Annotated in this window: 18 protein-coding genes; 9 read left to right on the top strand and 9 right to left on the bottom strand. The window is 64.8% G+C overall.

The window, feature by feature from the left end; genetic code table 11:
* Positions 1–153: 153 nt before the first annotated feature.
* Together ACQR1F_RS18535 and ACQR1F_RS18530 are read right to left on the bottom strand one after the other, a co-directional pair.
* Complete coding sequence (locus ACQR1F_RS18535) at positions 154–1,476, bottom strand: ABC transporter substrate-binding protein (RefSeq protein ID WP_315803135.1); 1,323 nt, start codon at positions 1,474–1,476, stop codon at positions 154–156.
* Positions 1,477–1,545: 69 nt separating this feature from the next.
* Complete coding sequence (locus tag ACQR1F_RS18530; protein ID WP_315803134.1) at positions 1,546–2,607, bottom strand: ABC transporter ATP-binding protein; 1,062 nt, start codon at positions 2,605–2,607, stop codon at positions 1,546–1,548.
* Positions 2,608–2,910: 303 nt separating this feature from the next.
* Here ACQR1F_RS18530 and ACQR1F_RS18525 point away from each other — a divergent pair, with 303 nt between their 5' ends.
* The 7 genes from ACQR1F_RS18525 (at position 2,911) to ACQR1F_RS18495 (ending at position 9,385) form a co-directional block, all read left to right on the top strand.
* Positions 2,911–3,990, top strand: coding sequence for a LacI family DNA-binding transcriptional regulator (locus tag ACQR1F_RS18525; RefSeq protein ID WP_434892526.1), 1,080 nt, complete (start codon positions 2,911–2,913; stop codon positions 3,988–3,990).
* A gap of 138 nt (positions 3,991–4,128) precedes the next feature.
* Positions 4,129–5,952: an IlvD/Edd family dehydratase gene (locus ACQR1F_RS18520; RefSeq protein ID WP_316180723.1), complete on the top strand. Its 1,824-nt coding sequence runs from the start codon at positions 4,129–4,131 to the stop codon at positions 5,950–5,952.
* A gap of 137 nt (positions 5,953–6,089) precedes the next feature.
* Positions 6,090–6,824 carry an SDR family oxidoreductase gene (locus tag ACQR1F_RS18515; protein ID WP_315803131.1) on the top strand — a complete coding sequence of 245 codons (735 nt, stop codon included), beginning with the start codon at positions 6,090–6,092 and terminating at the stop codon, positions 6,822–6,824.
* A gap of 126 nt (positions 6,825–6,950) precedes the next feature.
* On the top strand, positions 6,951–7,697 hold the full coding sequence (locus ACQR1F_RS18510; protein WP_434913600.1) for an SDR family NAD(P)-dependent oxidoreductase: 747 nt from the start codon (positions 6,951–6,953) through the stop codon (positions 7,695–7,697).
* Positions 7,698–7,794: 97 nt separating this feature from the next.
* Positions 7,795–8,184, top strand: coding sequence for a GFA family protein (locus tag ACQR1F_RS18505; RefSeq protein WP_316216296.1), 390 nt, complete (start codon positions 7,795–7,797; stop codon positions 8,182–8,184).
* Positions 8,185–8,238: 54 nt separating this feature from the next.
* Positions 8,239–8,919: a site-2 protease family protein gene (locus ACQR1F_RS18500; protein WP_434873002.1), complete on the top strand. Its 681-nt coding sequence runs from the start codon at positions 8,239–8,241 to the stop codon at positions 8,917–8,919.
* A gap of 61 nt (positions 8,920–8,980) precedes the next feature.
* Positions 8,981–9,385 carry a hypothetical protein gene (locus ACQR1F_RS18495; protein WP_316180740.1) on the top strand — a complete coding sequence of 135 codons (405 nt, stop codon included), beginning with the start codon at positions 8,981–8,983 and terminating at the stop codon, positions 9,383–9,385.
* 21 nt (positions 9,386–9,406) lie between these two features.
* Here ACQR1F_RS18495 and ACQR1F_RS18490 read toward each other — a convergent pair whose 3' ends face one another.
* The 7 genes from ACQR1F_RS18490 to ACQR1F_RS18460 form a co-directional block, all read right to left on the bottom strand.
* On the bottom strand, positions 9,407–10,195 hold the full coding sequence (locus tag ACQR1F_RS18490) for a cell envelope integrity protein TolA (RefSeq protein WP_315803127.1): 789 nt from the start codon (positions 10,193–10,195) through the stop codon (positions 9,407–9,409).
* A gap of 16 nt (positions 10,196–10,211) precedes the next feature.
* Positions 10,212–10,691 carry a TonB system transport protein ExbD gene (gene exbD, locus ACQR1F_RS18485; RefSeq protein ID WP_434873003.1) on the bottom strand — a complete coding sequence of 160 codons (480 nt, stop codon included), beginning with the start codon at positions 10,689–10,691 and terminating at the stop codon, positions 10,212–10,214.
* A gap of 6 nt (positions 10,692–10,697) precedes the next feature.
* Positions 10,698–11,633: a tonB-system energizer ExbB gene (gene exbB, locus ACQR1F_RS18480; RefSeq protein ID WP_434913599.1), complete on the bottom strand. Its 936-nt coding sequence runs from the start codon at positions 11,631–11,633 to the stop codon at positions 10,698–10,700.
* Between the two features lie 11 nt (positions 11,634–11,644).
* A complete protein-coding gene (locus ACQR1F_RS18475; protein ID WP_434873005.1) occupies positions 11,645–12,334 on the bottom strand; it encodes a Fe2+-dependent dioxygenase in 690 nt (229 codons plus the stop codon).
* Between the two features lie 2 nt (positions 12,335–12,336).
* A complete protein-coding gene (locus ACQR1F_RS18470; RefSeq protein WP_434913598.1) occupies positions 12,337–14,757 on the bottom strand; it encodes a TonB-dependent receptor in 2,421 nt (806 codons plus the stop codon).
* 259 nt (positions 14,758–15,016) lie between these two features.
* On the bottom strand, positions 15,017–15,277 hold the full coding sequence (locus ACQR1F_RS18465) for a hypothetical protein (RefSeq protein WP_316237838.1): 261 nt from the start codon (positions 15,275–15,277) through the stop codon (positions 15,017–15,019).
* Between the two features lie 375 nt (positions 15,278–15,652).
* Positions 15,653–16,114 (bottom strand): MarR family winged helix-turn-helix transcriptional regulator, encoded by a 462-nt coding sequence (locus ACQR1F_RS18460; RefSeq protein WP_434838991.1) that lies wholly within the window; start codon positions 16,112–16,114, stop codon positions 15,653–15,655.
* 146 nt (positions 16,115–16,260) lie between these two features.
* On the opposite strand from ACQR1F_RS18460, the gene ACQR1F_RS18455 reads away from it, so the two are divergent.
* Together ACQR1F_RS18455 and ACQR1F_RS18450 are read left to right on the top strand one after the other, a co-directional pair.
* On the top strand, positions 16,261–17,442 hold the full coding sequence (locus ACQR1F_RS18455; RefSeq protein ID WP_409997941.1) for an efflux RND transporter periplasmic adaptor subunit: 1,182 nt from the start codon (positions 16,261–16,263) through the stop codon (positions 17,440–17,442).
* Positions 17,439–20,585 (top strand): multidrug efflux RND transporter permease subunit, encoded by a 3,147-nt coding sequence (locus ACQR1F_RS18450; RefSeq protein ID WP_434838990.1) that lies wholly within the window; start codon positions 17,439–17,441, stop codon positions 20,583–20,585. Before ACQR1F_RS18455 ends, ACQR1F_RS18450 begins: the two co-directional genes overlap by 4 nt.
* Position 20,586 lies beyond the last annotated feature (1 nt).

Raw genomic sequence — 20,586 nt, 5'->3', positions numbered from 1 at the left:
AGCCCCCCGGGTCTCGCCGTCGGCGAGCCCGTGGGCAGGCTCCGTGACGAAGCAACCCAGAGTCGAGCGCACTGCCCTGGATTGCTTCGCTTCGCTCGCAATGACGGCGAGCACGGCGGGTTGCGCCCTTGCCCACCCTACGCAGTCATCACCTCAGCGGAAGATGCGCTTGGCGGAGCGCTCGGCGCTCGCCATCGCCGTCTTCACGTCCTCGCGGCCCGTGCAGTAGTTCGCGAACATGTCGACCACGACGAAGTCGGCGATCGCGGCGGCTGCCGCCTCGCCGAGCTTGCCGACGCCGGCCGGCGTGACAGCCGTCGCCGCGACGTCGCGATACGGCGTGTTCTTCGGATCGGCGGTCCAGATCGGGTTGGCGTCGTAGGCCTTGAGGAAGTGCGACAGGTAGCCCTGCGCCGCCTCGATCCACGGGTTGAACTGCTCCGGCTCCAGCAGGAAGGCCGTGAACGCCTTGCAGGTCTGCGGGAACTTGGTGAAGTTGTAGATCAGGATCGGGAAGCCGAGATGCAGCTCGCGGGTCTTGCCGTCGAGGCCCGCCGGCAGATGCGCGTGGTTCATGTCCTTCGCGACTTCCGGATTGTCCTTCTTCGCCGCGACGTAGATCGAGATGCCGTTCACCGTCAGATAGAGCTGTCCGGCCACGAACGCCTTGTTGTTGGACGAGTCGTTCCACGACGCGGTGCCCGGCACGAAATTGTCGTACAGGCCCTTGACGTATTCGAGCGCCTTGGCGGTCTCCGGCGAGTTGATGACGACCTTGTTGTCCTTGTCGATCAGGTTGCCGCCATGCGCCCACAGCGCCCAGTGCAGCCAGCCGTTGGCGTCGCCCGAGGCGTGGCCGAGCGCCATGCCGCCCGGCGTGCCGTTCTTGTTCATGCCCTTCACAAGGTCGGCGAAGCCCGCGAGATCCTTCGGAAACTCCTTGTGGCCGGCCTTCTCCATCGCCGAGATGCGGTAGTTGACGAGGCCGCCGGTGGCCGCCACCGGGATGCCGATCCACTTGCCGTCGAGCATGCCGTAGGCCTTGCCCGAGTCGGTCCAGCCGCCGCACTTCTTGCCGAGATAGTCGGCCACGTCGCTGACATCGGTGACCTTGTTGGAGAACAGGAACGGCAAGGTGTAGAGGCCCCACACCATGTCGAGGCCCTGACCGGTGTTGGCGGCGACCGAGGCCTTCGGCTGGATGTCGTCGTAGGATTCGTTGGAGACGTTGATGGTGACGTTGTTGGCCTTCTGGAACGCATCGACGATCTTCATGAAGGCCACGTCCTCGGCCTCGACGAAGCGCTTCCAGCGCAGAAGATTGATCTTGGCACCGGCTTCCGGCTTCCACGGCGAGGTCTGCGCCCAGGCCTTGGCATAGCCGAGCAGTTCGTCGGCCGACATCGTCGCCGCGGCCGCCAGCAAGGTCGCACCACCCTTGAGCAGGGACCGGCGATCGGTGGGGAAATGAGTCATCTGAAGTTTTCTCCCGTTGAGTATTTGCTTGTTTTGTTTGTTGTCAGTTCTGCGCCTCGAGCGCCCGGATCAGAGTCTCCGGCCGCTGTCCTTGTCGAACAGATGCGCCGCCGACGCGCGCGGGCGCAAATGGATCTTCTCCCCGGGATTGACCTCGTGGCGGTCGCGGAAGACCGCGATGATGTCCTGGGTGCCGATGCGGGCGACGATCTGCGTCTCCGAGCCGGTCGGCTCGACGACGACGACCTCGGCCTCGATGCCGTCATCGGCAAGCTCGAGATGCTCGGGCCGCACGCCGTAGACCACGGGGCGGCCGTCGGAGGCGGCCGGCGCGGTCAGCAGCGGCAGCTTGGCGCCGTTGTCGGTCTCGACATAGACCGAGCCGTTCGACTTGAGGTGGCCGTTGAGGAAGTTCATCGCCGGCGAGCCGATGAAGCCGGCGACGAACTGGTTGTCCGGCTTGTCGTAGAGATCGAGCGGCGAGCCCATCTGCTCGACGATGCCGTCATGCATGACGACGATCTTGTCGGCCATCGTCATGGCCTCGATCTGGTCGTGAGTGACGTAAACGGTGGTGGTCTTGAGCCGCTGATGCAGCTCCTTGATCTCGGTGCGCATCGCGACGCGCAGCTTGGCGTCGAGGTTCGACAACGGCTCGTCGAACAGGAACACCTGCGGATCGCGCACGATGGCGCGGCCCATCGCGACGCGCTGGCGCTGGCCACCGGAGAGCTGGCGCGGATAGCGGTCGAGCAGCGGCGTCAGCGCCAGGATCTCGGCGGCGCGCGCGACGCCCTTCTTGATGTCCTCGGGCCGTGCGCCGCGCAGCTTGAGCGAGAAGCCCATGTTGTCGGCGACGGTCATATGCGGATAGAGCGCGTAGTTCTGGAACACCATCGCGATGTCGCGCTCTTTCGGCTGCACGTTGTTGACGACGCGCTCGCCGATCGAGATGGTTCCGGAGGTGATGTTCTCGAGCCCTGCGAGCATGCGCAGCAGCGTCGACTTGCCGCAGCCGGACGGCCCGACCAGCACGACGAACTCGCCATCCTCGATCGGAATCGTCACGCCGTGCAGCACCTCGAATCCGCCGAATGATTTGCGCACGTCGCGAATTTGCACCGACGACATCAATTTCCTCCTCAAAGACCGACAGCATTGGCTGCTTGCCGGCGGCATTCTGACCGTTGTTCTCGGCCGTTTGATCAGGCCGTTTGTCGTTTTGTAGTCCTGGTCGTGCAGTCTTGTTCTTGGTGGTCTTGTTCTTGGTAGTCTTGTTGTTGGCTCCGGTCGCTCCGACTGGCTCCGAAACAGGGCCAGCTCGGCTGGCATTGTCCGCAGTTCAGTTCGCTTCCGCAATGTCTCGCTTAGCAACCGCGTGATAGCGCTGTCAATATCGCTTGTGTACCAGACCGCCTATGCTATGAGCGAGGCATGGGACGGAAACGCATCGAGCCGGGCAAAGTCCGGCTGACCGAAGTTGCGGCACTGGCGGGCGTCAGCCCGATCACGGTGTCACGCTTCTTCCGTAATCCCGCCACGGTCTCGGCCGGCCGCCGCACGCGGATCGAAAGCGCCGCCAAGGAACTCGGTTACGTGCCGAACCTCGCCGCGCGCGCGCTCGCATCGCAGCGCACCGAAGTGATCGGCGTGCTGATACCGTCCCTCACCAACAACGTGTTCTCCGACGTGCTGCGCGGCATCTATGATGCGTTCGAAGGCAGCCGCTACAGCATCCAGCTCGCCAACACCCGCTACAGCGTGTTGCAGGAGGAGCGCCTGCTGCGGTTGTTCCTGATGCAGAAGCCGGCCGGCTTGATCGTGACCGGTCTCGACCAGACGGCGGAGAGCCGGTTGATCATCCAGGCGGCGGACTGTCCCGTCGTGCAGATCATGGAGCTCGGCGCCGAGCCGATCGACATGATGATCGGATTTTCGCACGTCGATGCCTGTTTTGCAGCCATTTCACACCTTCTCGCGCAGGGCTGCCGCCGCATCGGCTTCATCGGCGCCCGCATGGACCCAAGGGTGCAGCGCAGGCTGCAGGGCTATCAGAACGCGATGAAGGAGGCCGGTTTGTTCGACCCGCGTCTCATCGTCACGGCGCCTGTTCCGACCTCGACCACGATGGGCGGCAGCCTGTTCTCCGATCTGCTGATGAAGGCGCCGGATCTCGATGCGGTGTTCTGCGCCAATGACGATCTCGCGCTCGGCGTGCTGTTCGAATGCCAGCGCCGGCACATCGCGGTGCCCGAGCAGATCGCGATCGTCGGCTTCAATGACATGGAATTCATGGCCGCGGCGGTTCCGACGCTCACCAGCGTGCGCACCAATCGCTACGAGATGGGTCGGCGTGCGGCGACGATGATCATGGACGCCGTGGAAGGCCGTCCCGTGGCGCAGCGTGTCGTCGATCTCGGCTTCGAGGTGATCGAACGGCAGAGCTCGACCTTGCAGCGCGGCACCGCAAATCCGCAGCCTGCGTCGGGGCGCGCTGCCGGAACAAAATGGTAGCGCAACCAAAAACCATGCACTAGAACCACTCGAACCAACAACGACTTGAACGAAAGACGTAGGCGATCCTCGACAGCGGGCCGATGGCGCACAGACGACGGACCGGCCTCGCCACGTTTGCACTGCGGGAGAAAACACATGACGAACTCGAACGGGCATGCCGGCAACGGCGCTGACAAGAGCCGCAAGCTGCGCTCGCAGGCGTGGTTCAACGATCCGCACAATCCGGGCATGACCGCGCTCTATCTCGAGCGCTACCTGAATTACGGCCTGACCCGGGCTGAGCTGCAGTCGGGCAAGCCGATCATCGGCATTGCCCAGACCGGCAACGATCTCTCGCCCTGCAACCGCCACCACATCGAGCTGGCGCACCGCGTCCGGGAGGGCATCCGCGCCGCCGGCGGCATCGCGATGGAATTTCCGACCCATCCGATCCAGGAGACCGGCAAGCGCCCGACGGCCGCGCTCGACCGCAACCTCGCTTATCTCGGCCTGGTCGAAATCCTGTTCGGCTATCCGCTCGACGGCGTGGTGCTGACCACCGGCTGCGACAAGACGACGCCGGCCTGCCTGATGGCCGCGGCGACCGTGAACATCCCCGCCATCGTGCTGTCGGGCGGCCCGATGCTGAACGGCTGGCACGAAGGCCAGCGCACCGGCTCCGGCACCGTGGTGTGGAAGTCGCGCGAACGGCTCGCCGCCGGCGAGATCGGCTATGAGGAGTTCATGGAGATCGTCGCCTCCTCGGCGCCGTCGGTCGGCCATTGCAACACCATGGGCACGGCCTCGACGATGAATGCGCTGGCCGAGGCGCTCGGCATGTCCCTGCCGGGCTGCGCCGCGATTCCAGCTCCATATCGCGAGCGCGGCCAGATCGCCTACGAGACCGGAACGCGCATCGTCGACATGGTGTGGGAAGACCTGAAGCCGTCGGACATCCTGACGCGCAAGGCATTCGAGAACTGCATCGTCGCCAACTCCGCGATCGGCGGCTCGACCAACGCGCCGATCCACATCAACGCGCTGGCGCGCCATGTCGGCGTCGAGCTCGACATCGACGACTGGCAGAAGGTCGGCCACGACGTACCGCTGCTCGTCAACATGCAACCGGCCGGCTTCTATCTCGGCGAGGAGTTCCATCGCGCGGGCGGCGTGCCGGCCGTGATCGGCGAGTTGATGCGGCACAAGCGCATCCACGAGGACGTCATCACCGTCAACGGCCGCAGCATGGGCGACAATTGCCGCGAGGCGCCGAAGCCGGACAACGACGTGATCTGGTCCTACGACAAGCCGCTGGTGAAGGATGCCGGCTTCCTCGTGCTGCGCGGCAACCTGTTCGATTCCGCGATCATGAAGACCAGCGTGATCTCCAAGGAGTTCCGCGACCGCTATCTCGTCAATCCGAAGGACCCGAACGCCTTCGAAGGCCGCGCCATCGTGTTCGAGGGTCCGGAGGACTATCACGACCGCATCGACGATGCATCGCTCGAGATCGACGAGCACTGCGTGCTGTTCATCCGCGGCGCCGGCCCGATCGGCTATCCCGGCGGCGCCGAAGTGGTGAACATGCAGCCGCCGGCAGCGCTGATCAAACGCGGCATCCTGTCCTTGCCCTGCATCGGCGACGGCCGGCAATCCGGCACTTCGGGCTCCCCGTCAATTCTCAACGCGTCGCCAGAGGCCGCCGCCGATGGCGGGCTCGCAATCCTCAAGACCGGCGATCGCGTGCGCATCGACCTCAACAAGGGCTCGGCCAACATCCTGATCTCGGACGAGGAGCTTGCGACGCGGCGCGCCGAGCTGAAGGCCAAGGGCGGCTTCCCACACCCCGCCAACCAGACGCCGTGGCAGGAGCTCTATCGCAACACCGTCGGCCAGCAGGCCACCGGCGCCTGCATGGAGCTTGCCACGCGCTATCACAACATCGCTGGCACTGTCGGCGTGGCAAGGCATAATCACTAGACACGCCGCGCAAAGCCGGCCACCGTCATTGCGAGGAGCGAAGCGACGAAGCAATCCAGAGCCGCGCGCGCAGCCCTGGATTGCTTCGCTGCGCTCGCAATGACGAAAGAATCAACGAGCATCCCAAGGGAGACCCCATGTCCGACCGCCTCAAGGGCAAGCGCGCCTTTGTCACCGCCGCCGCAGCCGGCATCGGCCGCGCCTGCGCGATCGCTTTCGCGCGTCAGGGCGCGACCGTGTTCGCCACCGATATCGATGAGAACGGCCTGAGCACGCTGAAGAGCGAAGGCATTGCCGAGGTCGCGACGCTCGACGTGCGCAACACCGCGGCCGTGAACGCGATGGCCGATCGCGTCGGCAAGGTCGAGATCCTGCTCAACGCTGCCGGCTTCGTGCACAACGGCACCATCCTCGACTGCTCCGACGACGACTGGGATTTCTCGTTCGACCTGAACGTCAAGTCGATGCATCGCACGATCCGCGCCTTCCTGCCTGACATGCTCGATCAGGGCGGCGGCGCCATCGTCAACATCGCCTCCGCCGCCGGCGTGTTCAAGGCGGCACCGAACCGCTACGTCTACGGCGCGACCAAGGCGGCGGTGGCGGCGCTGACGCGCTCGGTCGCAGCCGATTTCGTCGGCAAGAAAATCCGCTGCAACTGCATCTGCCCCGGCACGATCGAAACGCCCTCGATGCTCGGACGCGCGGCCTCGGCCGGCCCGAACGGGCTCGAGATGTTCATCTCGCGCCAGCCGATGGGCCGGCTCGGCACGGCGGAGGAGATCGCCCATCTCGCGGTCTATCTCGCCAGCGACGAGAGCGCGTTCACGACCGGCGTCGCGCACACCATCGACGGCGGCTGGACACTGTAGCTTCTCCTCATCCTGAGGAGCCGCGCAGCGGCGTCTCGAAGGATGAGGCCCGGATGTCAGGGGCCTCATGGTTCGAGACGCGCTGCGCGCTCCTCACCATGAGGGTCGAAAGAGGAGTCTTTCTTCATGAACCACATCGATCTCGCCAATCGCTGCGCCGTCGTCACCGGCGGCGCGCAGGGCTTTGGCCGCGCCATCACCGAGCGCTTCAGGGCCTCCGGGGCCAAGGTCGCGATCTGGGATCACGACATCGCGCGGGCGGAGAAGACCGCGCAGGAGATCGGTCCGGAGGTGCTGGCGCTGCAGGTCGACGTCACCGACACCAAAGCGGTCGAAGGCGCGCGTGACGCGACGCTGGCCGCGTTCGGCAGCATCGACATCCTGGTCAACAATGCCGGCATCGCCGGCATCAACAAGACGGTGTGGGAGACCGATCTCGATGAGTGGCGCAAGGTGCTGCGCATCAATCTCGACGGTCCCTTCATCTGCGCCAAGGCGATCGTGCCGGTGATGCTGAAGCAGGGCTATGGCCGCGTCGTCAACATCGCCTCGATCGCCGGCAAGGAGGGCAACCCGAATGCCGCGCACTACTCGGCGTCCAAAGCCGGCCTGATCGCGCTGACCAAGTCGCTCGGCAAGGAACTGGCGCAGCACAACATCACGGTGAATGCGGTGACGCCGGCGGCGGCGAAGACCGCGATCTTCGACCAGATGACGGACGCGCACATCAACTTCATGCTGTCGAAGATCCCGAAGGGCCGCTTCGTGCTGGTGGAAGAGCTCGCCGCGCTGGTGTCGTGGCTGGCCTCGGAGGAGTGTTCGTTCTCGACCGGCGCCGTGTTCGACATTTCCGGCGGCCGCGCGACCTATTAGTTTGCGGCGGGGCGAGCAAAGGTGCCAACGCAGACGGCGATGGGCCCACCTTCGTCTCGCTGGCGATACGGATGTCCCGATCCATGGAGCTTGCCTGATGACCCGCCATGGCGGCTGCTTCTGCGGCGCGGTGCGCTTCCAATGCACGGGCGAGCCGATCAATGTGCGCGTCTGCCATTGCCGCAACTGCCAGCGGGCGACGGGCGCGCCGTTCTTCGCCCGCGCGCTGTTCTCGCACGACGCTTTGACGATCACCGGCGAAACCGCGCGCTTCCCCTCCTCCGACGCGCTCGACCGCATGTTCTGCCCGCGCTGCGGAGTCAGGCTGTTCTCATGGCGCACCACGCGCCCGGTGGTCGGCGTGGCCCTGGCCTGCTTCGACGACCGCAACGCCTTTGCCCCGACCGAGCACATCTGGGTCTCGGAAAAGATCGATTGGGTGCAGCTCAGCGACGGACTGCCGCAATTTCCGGAAAATCCCGCGTAGCATCAAGGAACCATCGTGCCTATGTAGGACACAACGCGTCCGGAAACCCGATCCTTGAACATCTCGCTCTACGGCATTTCCGTCTGGATCCTGCCGATCATCATCGCCATCACCTTTCATGAGGCTGCTCACGCCTTCGTCGCCTGGCGGTTCGGCGACGAGACCGCGTTGCGACTCGGTCGCGTCAGCTTCAACCCGGTCCGGCACATCGATCCGTTCGGCACGATTCTGCTGCCGGGCATGCTGCTGCTGTCCGGCTCGCCGTTCCTGTTCGGCTACGCCAAGCCGGTGCCGGTCGATTTTCGCAATCTGCAGCCGCTCCGCGCCGGCATGGTGATGGTGGCGCTGGCGGGACCCGCCACCAACATCGCGCTCGCGCTGGCGGCGGGACTGGCGTTCCACGCCCTTCCGCTGGTTCCACCTGAGGCCGCGCGGTGGGTGGCGAGCAATCTATGGAATATTTTCTCGTTCAACATTCTGCTCGCCGTGTTCAACATGCTCCCGATACCGCCGCTCGACGGGGGCCGGGTCGCGGTCGGTGTCCTGCCGGCGGTGCTGGCGCGGCCGCTGGCCCGGCTCGAGCCGTACGGCATGCTGATTCTGATCGGATGCCTGATCCTCCTGCCGCTGGCGGGTTCCCAGTTCGGTCTCAATCTTGATCTTGTGTCGGGGCTGCTCCGCGCCACGACCGATTCTCTGAAGCATCTGCTTCTGCTATTGACGGGTAATGTCTAGATCTACCCGTCAGGGATGGTAACGAACGAGCCCCGAGGCACTCTTGGTCAAAGCCGCTGACATGATGATCGCACGCCGCGCCGACACCCGCGCCCGTGCCGATTTCGCGACCTGGAAGATGATCGCCAAGCTGAACGGCGCCTCCGGCCTGCCGCCGGCGGCGCAGGAATTCCTGGCCAGCTACAAGGCCCGCCTTGGCGACATGCCGGAGGACGAAGCGACCGAGGCCACCATCCGCGAGATGTACAAGGCCTATTATGCCGAGATGGGCGGCGGCGGCGCCCCGCCCGAGGTCAAGCCGGTCACAGCTGAGCCGGTGACCGACAATGTCACCGCCTTCCGCAAGCTGCCGCCGAAGCCGAAGGCGGCGCAAAGCGGGACGACCGCTCCGCGCAAGCTGCCGGTCGGGCTGATCTTCGCCGCGCTCTGCGTGGTCTATGTCGGGATCAGGCTGTATTGGCAGTGAGGCCAGCCGAACCCCACCCGCTCATTTCGGCGGGTTGAACTTGACCGGCAGGATGAAGGAGAACTCGTCGTCGGTGAGGCCCGCGGGAGGCTTTGGCACGGGATCCGAACGGCGGACCATGCTGACGGCGGCCTGATCGAACTCCGGATCGCCGGACGTTTCCCTGACGTCTACCGAGACGACACGGCCGAGCCGGTTGAGCACGAGCGCCAGCTTGAGCTGAGCAGCGGTCTTCTTTCCGGATGGATACTTCTTGTGCAGCTCGAAATAGGCGCTGATCTTGCGGCCCCAATTGGCCGTCAACCTTTGCACGTCCTTGCCGATGCCGGCATTCGGCGCTTTGGTCTTCTCGGCTTCAGGAACCTTCTCGTCCAGGGCCTTGCGCGCGCTGTCCTCGGAGGCTTCCTGTGCCTCTGACGCCTGTGTCTGGACCGTCGCGACCTTCTGCTCCTCGGTCGGCTTCTTCACGTCAGAGGTCGTGACCTCGCGGTCGGCCTCCTCGGTCGTGGTCGGGACATCCTTCTGCAGATCGGTCTGCTCGACCTCGGCCTTCTGCTCCTGCATCTGCGGAGCGGCGGTCTGCGCCACCGAGTCCTGTCCGACCGGAACCTCGTCGTCGTCGACCTTCGGCGAGCCCATATCGATGTCGATGACCTCGGCGCCCGCCGCGCCGAGGCCGCCGACGTCCTCGTCGTCCTTCAGATGTGTCAGCGCCAGCGCGGCCCCGCCGACATGCAGCATCAGCGCGCCCATGATCGCCAGAAACCAGAGACGGCGCGAGGGGGAGTGCCCGACGTCGAGGTCGCTCATCACACGTCGGCGCTCCTCACGGCTGCGCGGGCTGGGCCGGCGGCGCTGCCGCAAGTCCCTGGGCAGCCGCGGCTGGCGGCGCTTCCAGGGCCACCAGCTTGATCTTGGTGTAGCCGCCGGCGCGCAGCAGCTCCAGAACTCCCATCAGCTCGCCATAGGGCACCAGCTTGTCAGCGCGCAGGAAGATCGGCCGGTCCTTCGGCCGATCGGTCATGGCATCGAGATCGCGCACGAGATCGACGCGCTTGACCAGATTTTCCCCGATCGCCAGCGACAGGTCCGGCTTGATCGAGACGTAGGTCGGCTTGTCCGGCTTCTTCTGCGGCGTCGCCGTCGACGACGGCAGGTCGATCGGCAGGTCGACGGTCGAGAGCGGCGCGGCCACCATGAAGATGATCAAGAGCACCAGGATGACGTCGATGAACGGCGTCACGTTGATGTCGTGGGTCTCGTCGAAATCGTCGTCGAGATCGCCTTCGGAGAGCGAGACGGCCATCGTCGGCTACTCCGCCGCCCGGACGTGAAGACCGCCATGGCTGCGATCGAGATCGCGCGACAGCAATCGTCCGGTCGTGCCCGAGGCGCGGTTGACGAGCTCGAGATAGCCCTTCGTGACCCGCGAGAAGTGGTTGTAGATGATGACCGCCGGGATCGCGGCAGCGAGACCGATCGCGGTCGCCAGCAGCGCTTCCGCGATGCCCGGCGCGACCACCGCGAGGTTGGTGGTCTGCGATTTGGAAATGCCGATGAAGCTGTTCATGATGCCCCAGACGGTGCCGAACAGCCCGACGAACGGCGAGATCGCGCCGACGGTGGCGAGCAGGCCCATGCCGGTCCGCACCCGCCGCGCTTCGGCGCGGACGATCTCGGTGAAGCTCGAGGCCGCGCGCTCCTTGATGCCCTCGTCACTGCCGAGCCCGGCCGACAGCCGCGCCTCGGTGAGCGCCGCCTGCAGCAGCATTGCCGCGACGTTCTTGCCCTGTCCGAGCACGAGCTGGGCCTCGGCCAGCGACTTGGCTCCGGTCAGCTTGCGCAGCGCGCCGATCAGCCGTCGGCGCAGGACGGAAAATTCGAGGCTCTTGGCGATCAGGATCGTCCAGCTCGCGACCGAGGCCAGCGCGAGCATGATCATGACCGTTTTGACGACGATGTCGGCCTTGAGAAACATGCCGAGCGGTGACAGCTCGTCGAGCCCGGTGGTCACCGACCTGCCAGCTCGGGTGGCGCTCTCACTGCCCGCCGGCGCAGGGGTCGTTGCGGCCTGGCCCGACGCGGGAGGGGCCATCGTCTGCGCTGTGCCCGGTGCCGGCGCGGAGAGATCGGTCGAGACCGCCGGCGCGGACCTGGCCGGCTCCTGCTGCGCATGTGCAGGTAGCCCCACAGCAACAGACAGACATGACAGGACGATTGCAAACCTAACGAGGAACGATGTCATCATATCTCGGCCCATTAGACCTCGGCCCATTGCCGGATCAGATTGTGATAGATGCCGGTCAGCTTGACCGCATCGGGATCGTCCCTCCCGAGGCGTTCCGCCAAGCTCTGGATCGCCGTGTCCAGATCGAAGATCATGCTCCGGACGTGGGCATCCCGTATCATGCTCTGCATCCAGAAAAAAGAGGCGACCCGGGCGCCGCGCGTGACCGGCGTGACCATGTGAAGGCTCGATGACGGATACAGCACCGCGTGCCCCGCGGGCAACTTGACTTCGTGTGAGCCGTAGGTGTCCTCGATCACAAGCTCGCCACCGTCATAGCTGTCGGGCTCGGCCAGGAACAAGGTCATCGACAGATCGGTGCGGATGCGCAGGCCTGTCAAGGGATCGCCACGCACGGCATTGTCGACATGGATGCCGAAATGGTCGCCCCGCGCGGCGGTGTAGCGGTTGAACAAGGGCGGAAAGATCTGCAGCGGGATCGCTGCCGACAGGAAGCGCGGATTTTTCGTCAGCGCCGTGATGATGCGCTGGCCCAGCACCCGCGCCGCCTCGCCGTCCGGCGGCAGCTGCTCGTTGCGCTTGACCATGGCCGACTGCGCCCCGGCCGTCGAGCGGCCGTCCTCCCACTCCGCCGCATCCATGATGCGGCGGAAGTCGGCGACCTCGTCTTTGGACAGAACGTCCGGGATGCAGATCAGCATGATCAGAACTTCGCAGTGGTGACGATGTAGAAGGCGCGCCCCGGGGCCACGGCGACGAACGGCACCGCGCTCCGATACAGCGTGTCGTAGTACAGCTTGTTGGTCAGGTTCTGCGCGTAGAGCTTCATCGTCCAGTTCTTGTCGAGCTGCTTCTCGACGAAGGCGTCGAAGCGCCAGTAGCTCGGCAGCTCGTTGCCGGTGTTGGCCGCGAAGGTGCCGCCATACACCTTGGAGCGGTAGACCGCCTGCCCGCCGATCTCCCAGCCATTGTCGAGCTTGTACTTCGACAGCATGCTGAACGACTGGTGGGCGATATTGGCGAGCTGTAAGCCGATGTTGGAGGCGACGCCGCTCTGCGTGACCTTCGACTGCATCAGCACCAGGCCGCCGAAGATGCTCCAGCGATCGGTAAGCTTGCCTTCCGCCTCGATGTCGATGCCCTGGATGCGGTAGGCCGCGCCCGAGGTGAGCAGGCCGCCGACGGTCTCGCGGGCATTGTCCTTGGTTGTCTGGAACAGCGCGGCTGAGACCAGCAGATGGCGATCGACCAGCTCCCATTTGGTGCCGAGCTCGGCCGCCTTGTTGCGCTCGGGTCCGAGCAGGACTGCGGTGTTGGCGGGTACGCCGCCGTAGTCGGTACCGGTGGCGTCGAGCTCGGAGCCGAACGGATTGGCCGAGGTCGCATAGGCCGCGTAGATGCTGCCGATCGGCATCGGCTTGTAGACCAGGCCGACATTGTAGTTGACCAGGTCGGCGTTCATCTTGAGGAATTTCGGCGAATTGGTCGACGAGCTCATGTTGTAGCCGTCATAGCGCACCCCGCCGTTCAGGATGATGATGTCCCGCCAATTGGCGGTATCCATCGCGTAGACGCTGTTGGTGTTGACGCCGTAGCGCGTCGGGTTGCCGGACAGCGACGGTGTGTTGCTGAACGGAATGTAGGTATATTGCGGCGAGTAAACGTTGACGCCGGTGACGGCGCCGTTGCTGGTCGAGCCGCCGCCGAACAGCTCCGATGACAGTCCGGTGTAGCGGTCGATCGAGATGTTCTCGTTCGAGAACTCGGTGCCGAGCACCGCAGTGTGCTTGACGCCGCCGGTGTCGAGCTTGAACGTCGCATCGTTCTGGTTGGCCCAGACGTCCACCGTCTGGTAGCGGCTCTGCGCACTCGCCGTCGTGGTCCAGAGCAGCGGATTCGCGTTGGTCGTGTTCGGACCCTGCGGCAGCGTGCCGATATAGTTGAGAAGCGAGTGCTCGCCGCGGAACTTGCTGCTGAGCGTGATGGCCTCGTTGACCTTGTACTCGGCCGCGGCGGTGCCGAAATCCTGGCGCGCGGTCTGGAAATCGCGGTTGAGGAACCCGTACCAGGTGCCGCGCGGAATGCCGGCCGAAGTCACCGGCACGTTGCCCTGTTTGTAGTAGGGCACGCCGAAATCGGGATAGCCGGACAGATCGGTGTGAACGTAGTTGGTCGTGATCTTGAGATCGTCGATCGGCGTCCACTTGGTCGAGAGAAAGGCGCCCCAGCGGTCGTCGGTGACGAAATTGCGCCCGGCGACGTTGGAGTCCTGGAACAGACCGCCGGTGCGCACCGAGACGGTCGGCGAGATCACCTGGTTGACGTCGAGCGTGACGCGCTTCTGCTGATCGGTGCCGAACTCGGTATCCATCCGCTTGAAATTGGTATCGCCAGCCTGCTTGGTGACGATGTTGATGGCGCCGCCGGCGGTGCCGCGCCCGGCATAGGACGACGCCGGACCGCGCAGGATCTCGATCTGCTCGGTGAAGAAGTTCTCGCGGATCGACACCGCGGGATCGCGGATGCCGTCGATGAAGACGTCGTTGCGAGCGTCGAATCCGCGGATGAAGAAGCGGTCGCCGAACGCATTGCCGCCCTCGCCCGACCCGAGCGTGACGCCCGCGGTCGAGCGGCCGATTTCCTTGAGCGCGGTGACGTGCTTGTCGGCAAGCACCTCCTTGCTCATCACCGTGATGGTCTTGGGCGTGTTCAGCAGCGGCTCGGGAAACTTGCCCGATGCCTGCACGCGGTTGACCTTGTAGGGCTCGGCTGCGTCCGCGTAGGGGTTGGCGTCCGGCGCGGACAGGCCGCCTGCGTTCGGAAACGCGACCGCGGCCTGCTGCGCCGCCTGCTGGCGGGCCGCCGCGCGGCGCAGGGCATTGCGCGCGCGGACCTGCTCGGCGGTCGGCTTGGAGGACGTCGGCTTGGCCCGCGCGATCGGCGCATCGACGTTGACGGGCGGCAGGTCGGACGCCGGCTGCGCCTCGGCCGACGACATCGACGCCACCGCCATCAGCCCGGCCACCGCCGACACCTTGGTGACGGAAGGCCCCTCTCCTCGTCCGTCATTGAACTTCATCGCTGCGACCCCACGCAGCGATAGCGGTGCTCTCACTTGTCCCATTTATTTTCACGCGCCCCAGATTTTCGTTCCACATCGCTCACGCGGATCATTCGCAGTGCGACGATGGGTCGTTGGTATCGGGCGCGTTTCAGGGGGTCAATTTGAGGAGCCCTAATTTGGCCTTGAATAGTTCCAGATCAAAACAATTCTAAAAATGCTCAACTAACAACATACGGAACTTGAAATCGTTCTAAACAGCGCGATTTTGACTCGCGCTGTCGTCGAATCACCACTGCGTCGCGCCCAACTCCGGCGCAGGTCAGTTCGACGAGCCAGCCGGCTCGTCGCTGCTCGGCGGCTTCATCAACGAGAACAGCTCGTCTACGGTCTGCACCGCGATCTGGCGCACGCGGTCGGAATCATCGATCCCCGCGATCCGCACGCCCTTGACGACGGCCCTGATCTCATCGCGAAAATCGCTCAGGAAGCGCAAGGGATCGCGCTGCTCGTTGGCGACGCGCGCGATCAGGCCAGTGACCAGGATCTGGCACGCGAGCATCTTTCCATTCAGTTCTTCCATCGTGAGCTCCCCATTCGCTATCGTCGCACGGCGCATCGTCGGACGACGCGGCCTCGCTCCGGTTGAATCCTGCCGCTGCCCGACGGCGCCATGACGGCGGCCGGACTCATCGGCTTCTAATCAGCTCCCATCGGGCGCGACAAGACGGCGAGAATAGGTCGGAGTGCGGCGTTCGCACGAGAGACCCGCGCGGCCCGCGAATGGTCCGGAGCGGCGCGCTGCCCGACGATGGCGGCAGAGGATCGCCACAGACCGCCCTGCTCTCGCGCAGGCCACGCTGCGCGGCAAGGCCAAGCTTGTCCGCGGCTTTTCGCACTCAAGATGTTTTACGATACGACACAACTCAAGATGAGACCGGTCTGCGCTGCGCCTCGGCTATTTGAGCGCCACCTCGGCTTTCGGATCGGACAGCGTCTTGATCCGATCCTTCAGGTTCCTGAGCGTCGACAGGCTGGTGGCGACGGCCTCGTCCGGAATGTCGTGCAGAACGTCGCCGGCGATCGCATCGCGCAGCTCGTCGAGATCATCGACGAGCTCTCGTCCCGCGGCGGTGAGATGGAGACGGTTCGCGCGGCGATCCCTCGGATCGTGCCGGCGCTCCAGCAACCCCTGCTCCACCAGCCTGTCGAGCAGACGCACCAGTGAAATCGGCTGCAGTTCCAGCACTTCTGCGAGATCGACCTGTGACATCCCCTCATGCGCGCGCAGCCGAAACAGCACCACCCATTGGGCGCGGGTCGTGCCGCGCTGTTTGGCACGATGATCAATATAGTTGCGCAGGATGCGCGAGCTTTCGACAAGCTGCGTAACGAGCTGCCGTCTCATATCCAGCGACATGGCTGTGAACTCCCTTGCGATCCCTCGAAGCTTGCCGATTGTTTAGGTTTGTCCACGCGCTCGTGTGTTTACACATTAATTGCGTGCGTACTATATCTGGCATGCTGGGAATGGTTTTAAAGACCGGTTATCCTGTTCGTCTCAGCATGTGGGCCAGCATGAAGACATCACGAACCCTCGGTTGGATCCTGCTTGTCGCGGCTCTCGGCGGCGCCGGCTATTATGGCTGGCAGCGTCATCAGGGCGCCGAGGCAGCGAAGAAGACCGCTGAGCAGAAATCGGCCCGACCGCAGGCGGTTCGGGTCTCGACCGTGCCGGTCGAGAAGACGGACTTTCCGGTCTTCCTCACCGGCCTGGGGACCGTGCAAGGCTTCAACACCGTCCAGGTCCGCACCCGCGTCGACGGCCAGATCGACAAGATCGCCTTCACCGAAGGCCAACTCGTCAAGGAAGGCGACCTGCTGGTCGAGATCGACCCGAGGCCGTTCCAGGCCGCGCTCGACCAGGCCAAGGCCAAGCGGGCGCAGGACGAGGCCAATCTCAACAACGCCAATCTCGACCTGCAGCGCACCACCAAGCTCGGCGAGTTCGCGACCCGGCAGCAGCAGGACACCCAGCGCGCCACCGTCGCACAGCTCACGGCGCAGATCGCCGCCGACGACGCCGCGATCGCCAATGCCCAGACCCAGCTCAGCTACACCCAGGTCAAGGCGCCGATCTCCGGGGTCGCCGGCCTCCGCCAGGTCGACATCGGCAACATCGTCAACGCCTCGAGCCAGACCGGCATCGTCTCGATCGCGCAGATCGAACCGATCGCGGTGATCTTCACCGCGCCGGAAGAGCAGTTGCCCTACATCAACGAGGCGCAGAAGACCGCCCCGTTGAAGGTGATCGCGTTCACCACCGACGGCAGGAAGCAGCTCGCCGAGGGCAAGCTGATGGTCGTGAACAACCAGGTCGACACGTCCAGCGGAACGATCCGGCTGAAAGCGGTGTTCGACAACAAGGACCACGTGCTGTGGCCCGGACAGTCGGTCTCGACGCGGCTCCTGGTGCGGACGCTGAAGGACGCCACGGTGGTTCCCGACGACGCGGTCCAGCATTCGACCAGCGGGCTGTATTCCTACACGGTGAGCCCGGACAACAAGGCCGAGCTGCGCAAGGTGAAGGTCGGCGTTTCGCTCGATGGCCGGACCGTCGTCGAAGAAGGGCTGACGCCCGGCCAGCAGGTGATTACCGGCGGTCAATTCAAAGTGCAGCCAGGCTCGGTCGTGACCACCGCGGTGGCCAGCTCGGAGCCGGCGCCAGCTAAGGTCCGGCAGGAATGAACGGCGGCGGCATCTCGGCACCCTTCATCAAATACCCCATCGGCACCTCGCTGCTGATGGCAGGTATCCTGTTCATTGGCCTGGTTGCCTACCCGCTGCTGCCGGTCGCACCGCTGCCGCAGGTCGACTTCCCGACCATCCAGGTGACCGCCAATCTGCCGGGCGCCAGCCCTGAGACCATGGCGACCTCGGTCGCCCAGCCGCTGGAGCGGCAATTCGCACAGATTCCCGGCATCGCCCAGATGACGTCGACCAGTTACCTGGGCACTGCATCGGTCACGATCCAGTTCGACCTGAATCGCAACATCGACGGCGCCGCCAACGACGTCCAGGGCGCCATCAACGCCGCCTCGGGCCAGTTGCCCAAGACCCTGCCGTCGCCGCCGACCTACCGCAAGGTCAACCCGGCGGACGCGCCGATCCTGATTTTGTCCGCCACGTCCGAGACGCTGCCGCTGACGACGGTCTCCGACTCCGTCGATGCGCAGCTCGCGCAGCAGATCAGCCAGATCTCGGGTGTTGCCCAGGTGATCATCGGCGGCCAGCAGAAGCCGTCGATCCGTATCCAGATCGACCCGGCCAAGCTGGTCGCCAAGGGCCTCTCGATGGAGGACGTGCGCAGCCAGATCGCGATCACCACGGTGGACAGCCCGAAGGGCAACATCGACGGCGAGCGTCGGGCCTACACCATTTACGCCAATGACCAGCTCACCGAGTCGAAGGACTGGAACGACGTCATCATCGCCTACCGCAATGGCGGTCCGTTGCGCATCCGTGACATTGGCCGGGCGGTGACCGGATCGGAGGATGCCAAGCAGGCCGCCTGGGCCAACGGCAAGCGCGGCGTGTTCCTGGTGGTCTTCAAGCAGCCTGGCGCCAACGTCATCGAAACCGTCGACAAGATCAAGGCGACGCTGCCGCGCCTGGTTGCGGCGATCCCGCCGGCCATCAAGGTCGAGCTGATGTCGGATCGCACGACGACCATCCGTGCCGCGGTCGAAGACGTCCAGTTCACGCTGCTCCTGACCATCTTTCTGGTGGTCATGGTCATCTTCATCTTCCTGCGCAGCTTCTGGGCCACGGTGATCCCGACGATCACCGTGCCGCTCGCCCTGCTCGGCGCCTGCGCGATGATGTGGGGGGTCGGCTATTCACTCGACAACCTCTCGCTGATGGCGCTGACGATCGCGGTCGGCTTCGTCGTCGACGACGCCATCGTCATGCTCGAGAACATCTCTCGCTATGTCGAGGAAGGCGAGTCCCCGATGGCTGCCGCCTACAAGGGGGCCAAGGAGATTGGCTTCACCATTGTCTCGATCTCGATCTCGCTGGTCGCCGTGCTGATCCCGCTCTTGCTGATGGGCGGCATCATCGGGCGCCTGTTCCGCGAATTCGCGGTCGTGCTGGCGATGACGATCTTCGTCTCGATGTTCGTCTCGCTGACGTTGACGCCGATGATGGCCTCGCGTTTCCTGCGCGGCGGCCACCAGGCTCATGGCAAATTCTACCAATGGAGCGAGCGCGGCTTCGAGGCGCTGCTCAGGGCCTACGAGAAGGGATTGGACATCGCACTGCGCTGGCGCTTCACCACGCTGATGGTGTTCTTCGCCACGCTCGGCCTGTCGATCTACCTGTTCGTGCTGATCCCCAAGGGTTTCTTCCCGCAGCAGGACAACGGCCTGATCACCGCCGCGTCGGAGGCGTCGCAGGACATCTCCTTCAAGGCGATGCAGTCGCGCCAGGAGGCGCTGGCCAAGATCGTGCAGGATGATCCGGGCGTGGCCAGCGTCGCAATGGCGATCGGCGGCTCCGGCCGCGCCGGCAATACCGGCAATCTGTTCATCACCTTGAAGCCGCGTGACGAGCGTGATGCATCGGCGCAGCAGATCATCACACGCCTGAGGCCGCAGCTGGAGAAGGTCGAGGGAGCCCGGCTCTACATGCAGGCCGCGCAGGACGTCCGCCTCGGTGGCCGGCCGTCCCGAACCCAGTTCGAGTTCACGCTGCAGGACTCCAATCTCGCCGAGCTCAACGAGTGGGCGCCGAAGATCCTGGAGAAGATGCGCTCGCTGCCGCAGCTGCGCGACGTCGCCACAGACCAGCAGGCCGACGGCACCACCGTACAGCTCACGATCAACCGCGACACCGCCTCGCGGTACGGCATCTCGCCGCAGCTGATCGACGACACGCTGTATGACGCCTTCGGCCAGCGCCAGGTCGCGCAGTACTTCACCCAGCTCAACTCCTACCGCGTGATCCTGGAGATCCTGCCTGAGCTGCAGGGCAACATCGACACGCTCAACAAGCTCTACGTGAAATCGCCGACCACCGGCGACCAGGTGCCGCTCTCGACCTTCGCCAGTTGGACCAACGTGCCGGTGAGGCCGCTGTCGATCAGCCACCAGGGTCAGTTCCCGTCGATCACGATCAGCTTCAACCTCGCCCAGGGCGTCGCGCTCGGCCAGGCCACCGATGCGGTGCAGCGCGCGATGGTCGAGCTCGGCGCGCCCGCAACCTTGAACTCGAGCTTCCAGGGCACCGCGCAGGCGTTCCAGCAGTCGCTGTCGACCGTGCCGCTCTTGATCCTCGCCGCCCTCGTCGTGGTCTATCTGATCCTCGGCATCCTCTACGAGAGCTACATCCACCCGATCACGATTCTCTCGACGCTGCCCTCGGCCGGCGTCGGCGCGCTCGCGATCCTGATGGCTTTCGGCTACGATTTCAGCCTGATTGCGCTGATCGGCGTCATTCTCCTGATCGGCATCGTGAAGAAGAACGGCATCATGATGGTCGACTTCGCCATCGCCGCCGAACGCGACCAGCACCTGCCGCCCGAGCAGTCGATCCGCCAAGCCGCCCTGCTGCGCTTCCGTCCGATCATGATGACGACGATGGCAGCCCTGCTCGGCGGCGTGCCTCTGATGCTCGGCAACGGCACCGGCTCGGAGATCCGCCAGCCACTCGGTTATGCGATGGTCGGCGGCCTGATCGTCAGCCAGATGCTGACGCTGTTCACGACGCCGGTGATCTATCTCTATCTCGACAAGGTCAACAACGCCTTCGCGCGCTGGGGGCGCGCGCATATCGACCACGAGCCCGACGCGGCCGCTCCCGGAGGCGCCGTGAAGGAAGCGGCGGAATAAC

The organism is Bradyrhizobium sp. HKCCYLS3013 (assembly GCF_051167615.1).
Lineage (GTDB): Bacteria > Pseudomonadota > Alphaproteobacteria > Rhizobiales > Xanthobacteraceae > Bradyrhizobium.
The sequence above is the reverse complement of the archived record's forward strand: the minus strand, read 5'-3'. Positions and strand labels throughout refer to the sequence as shown.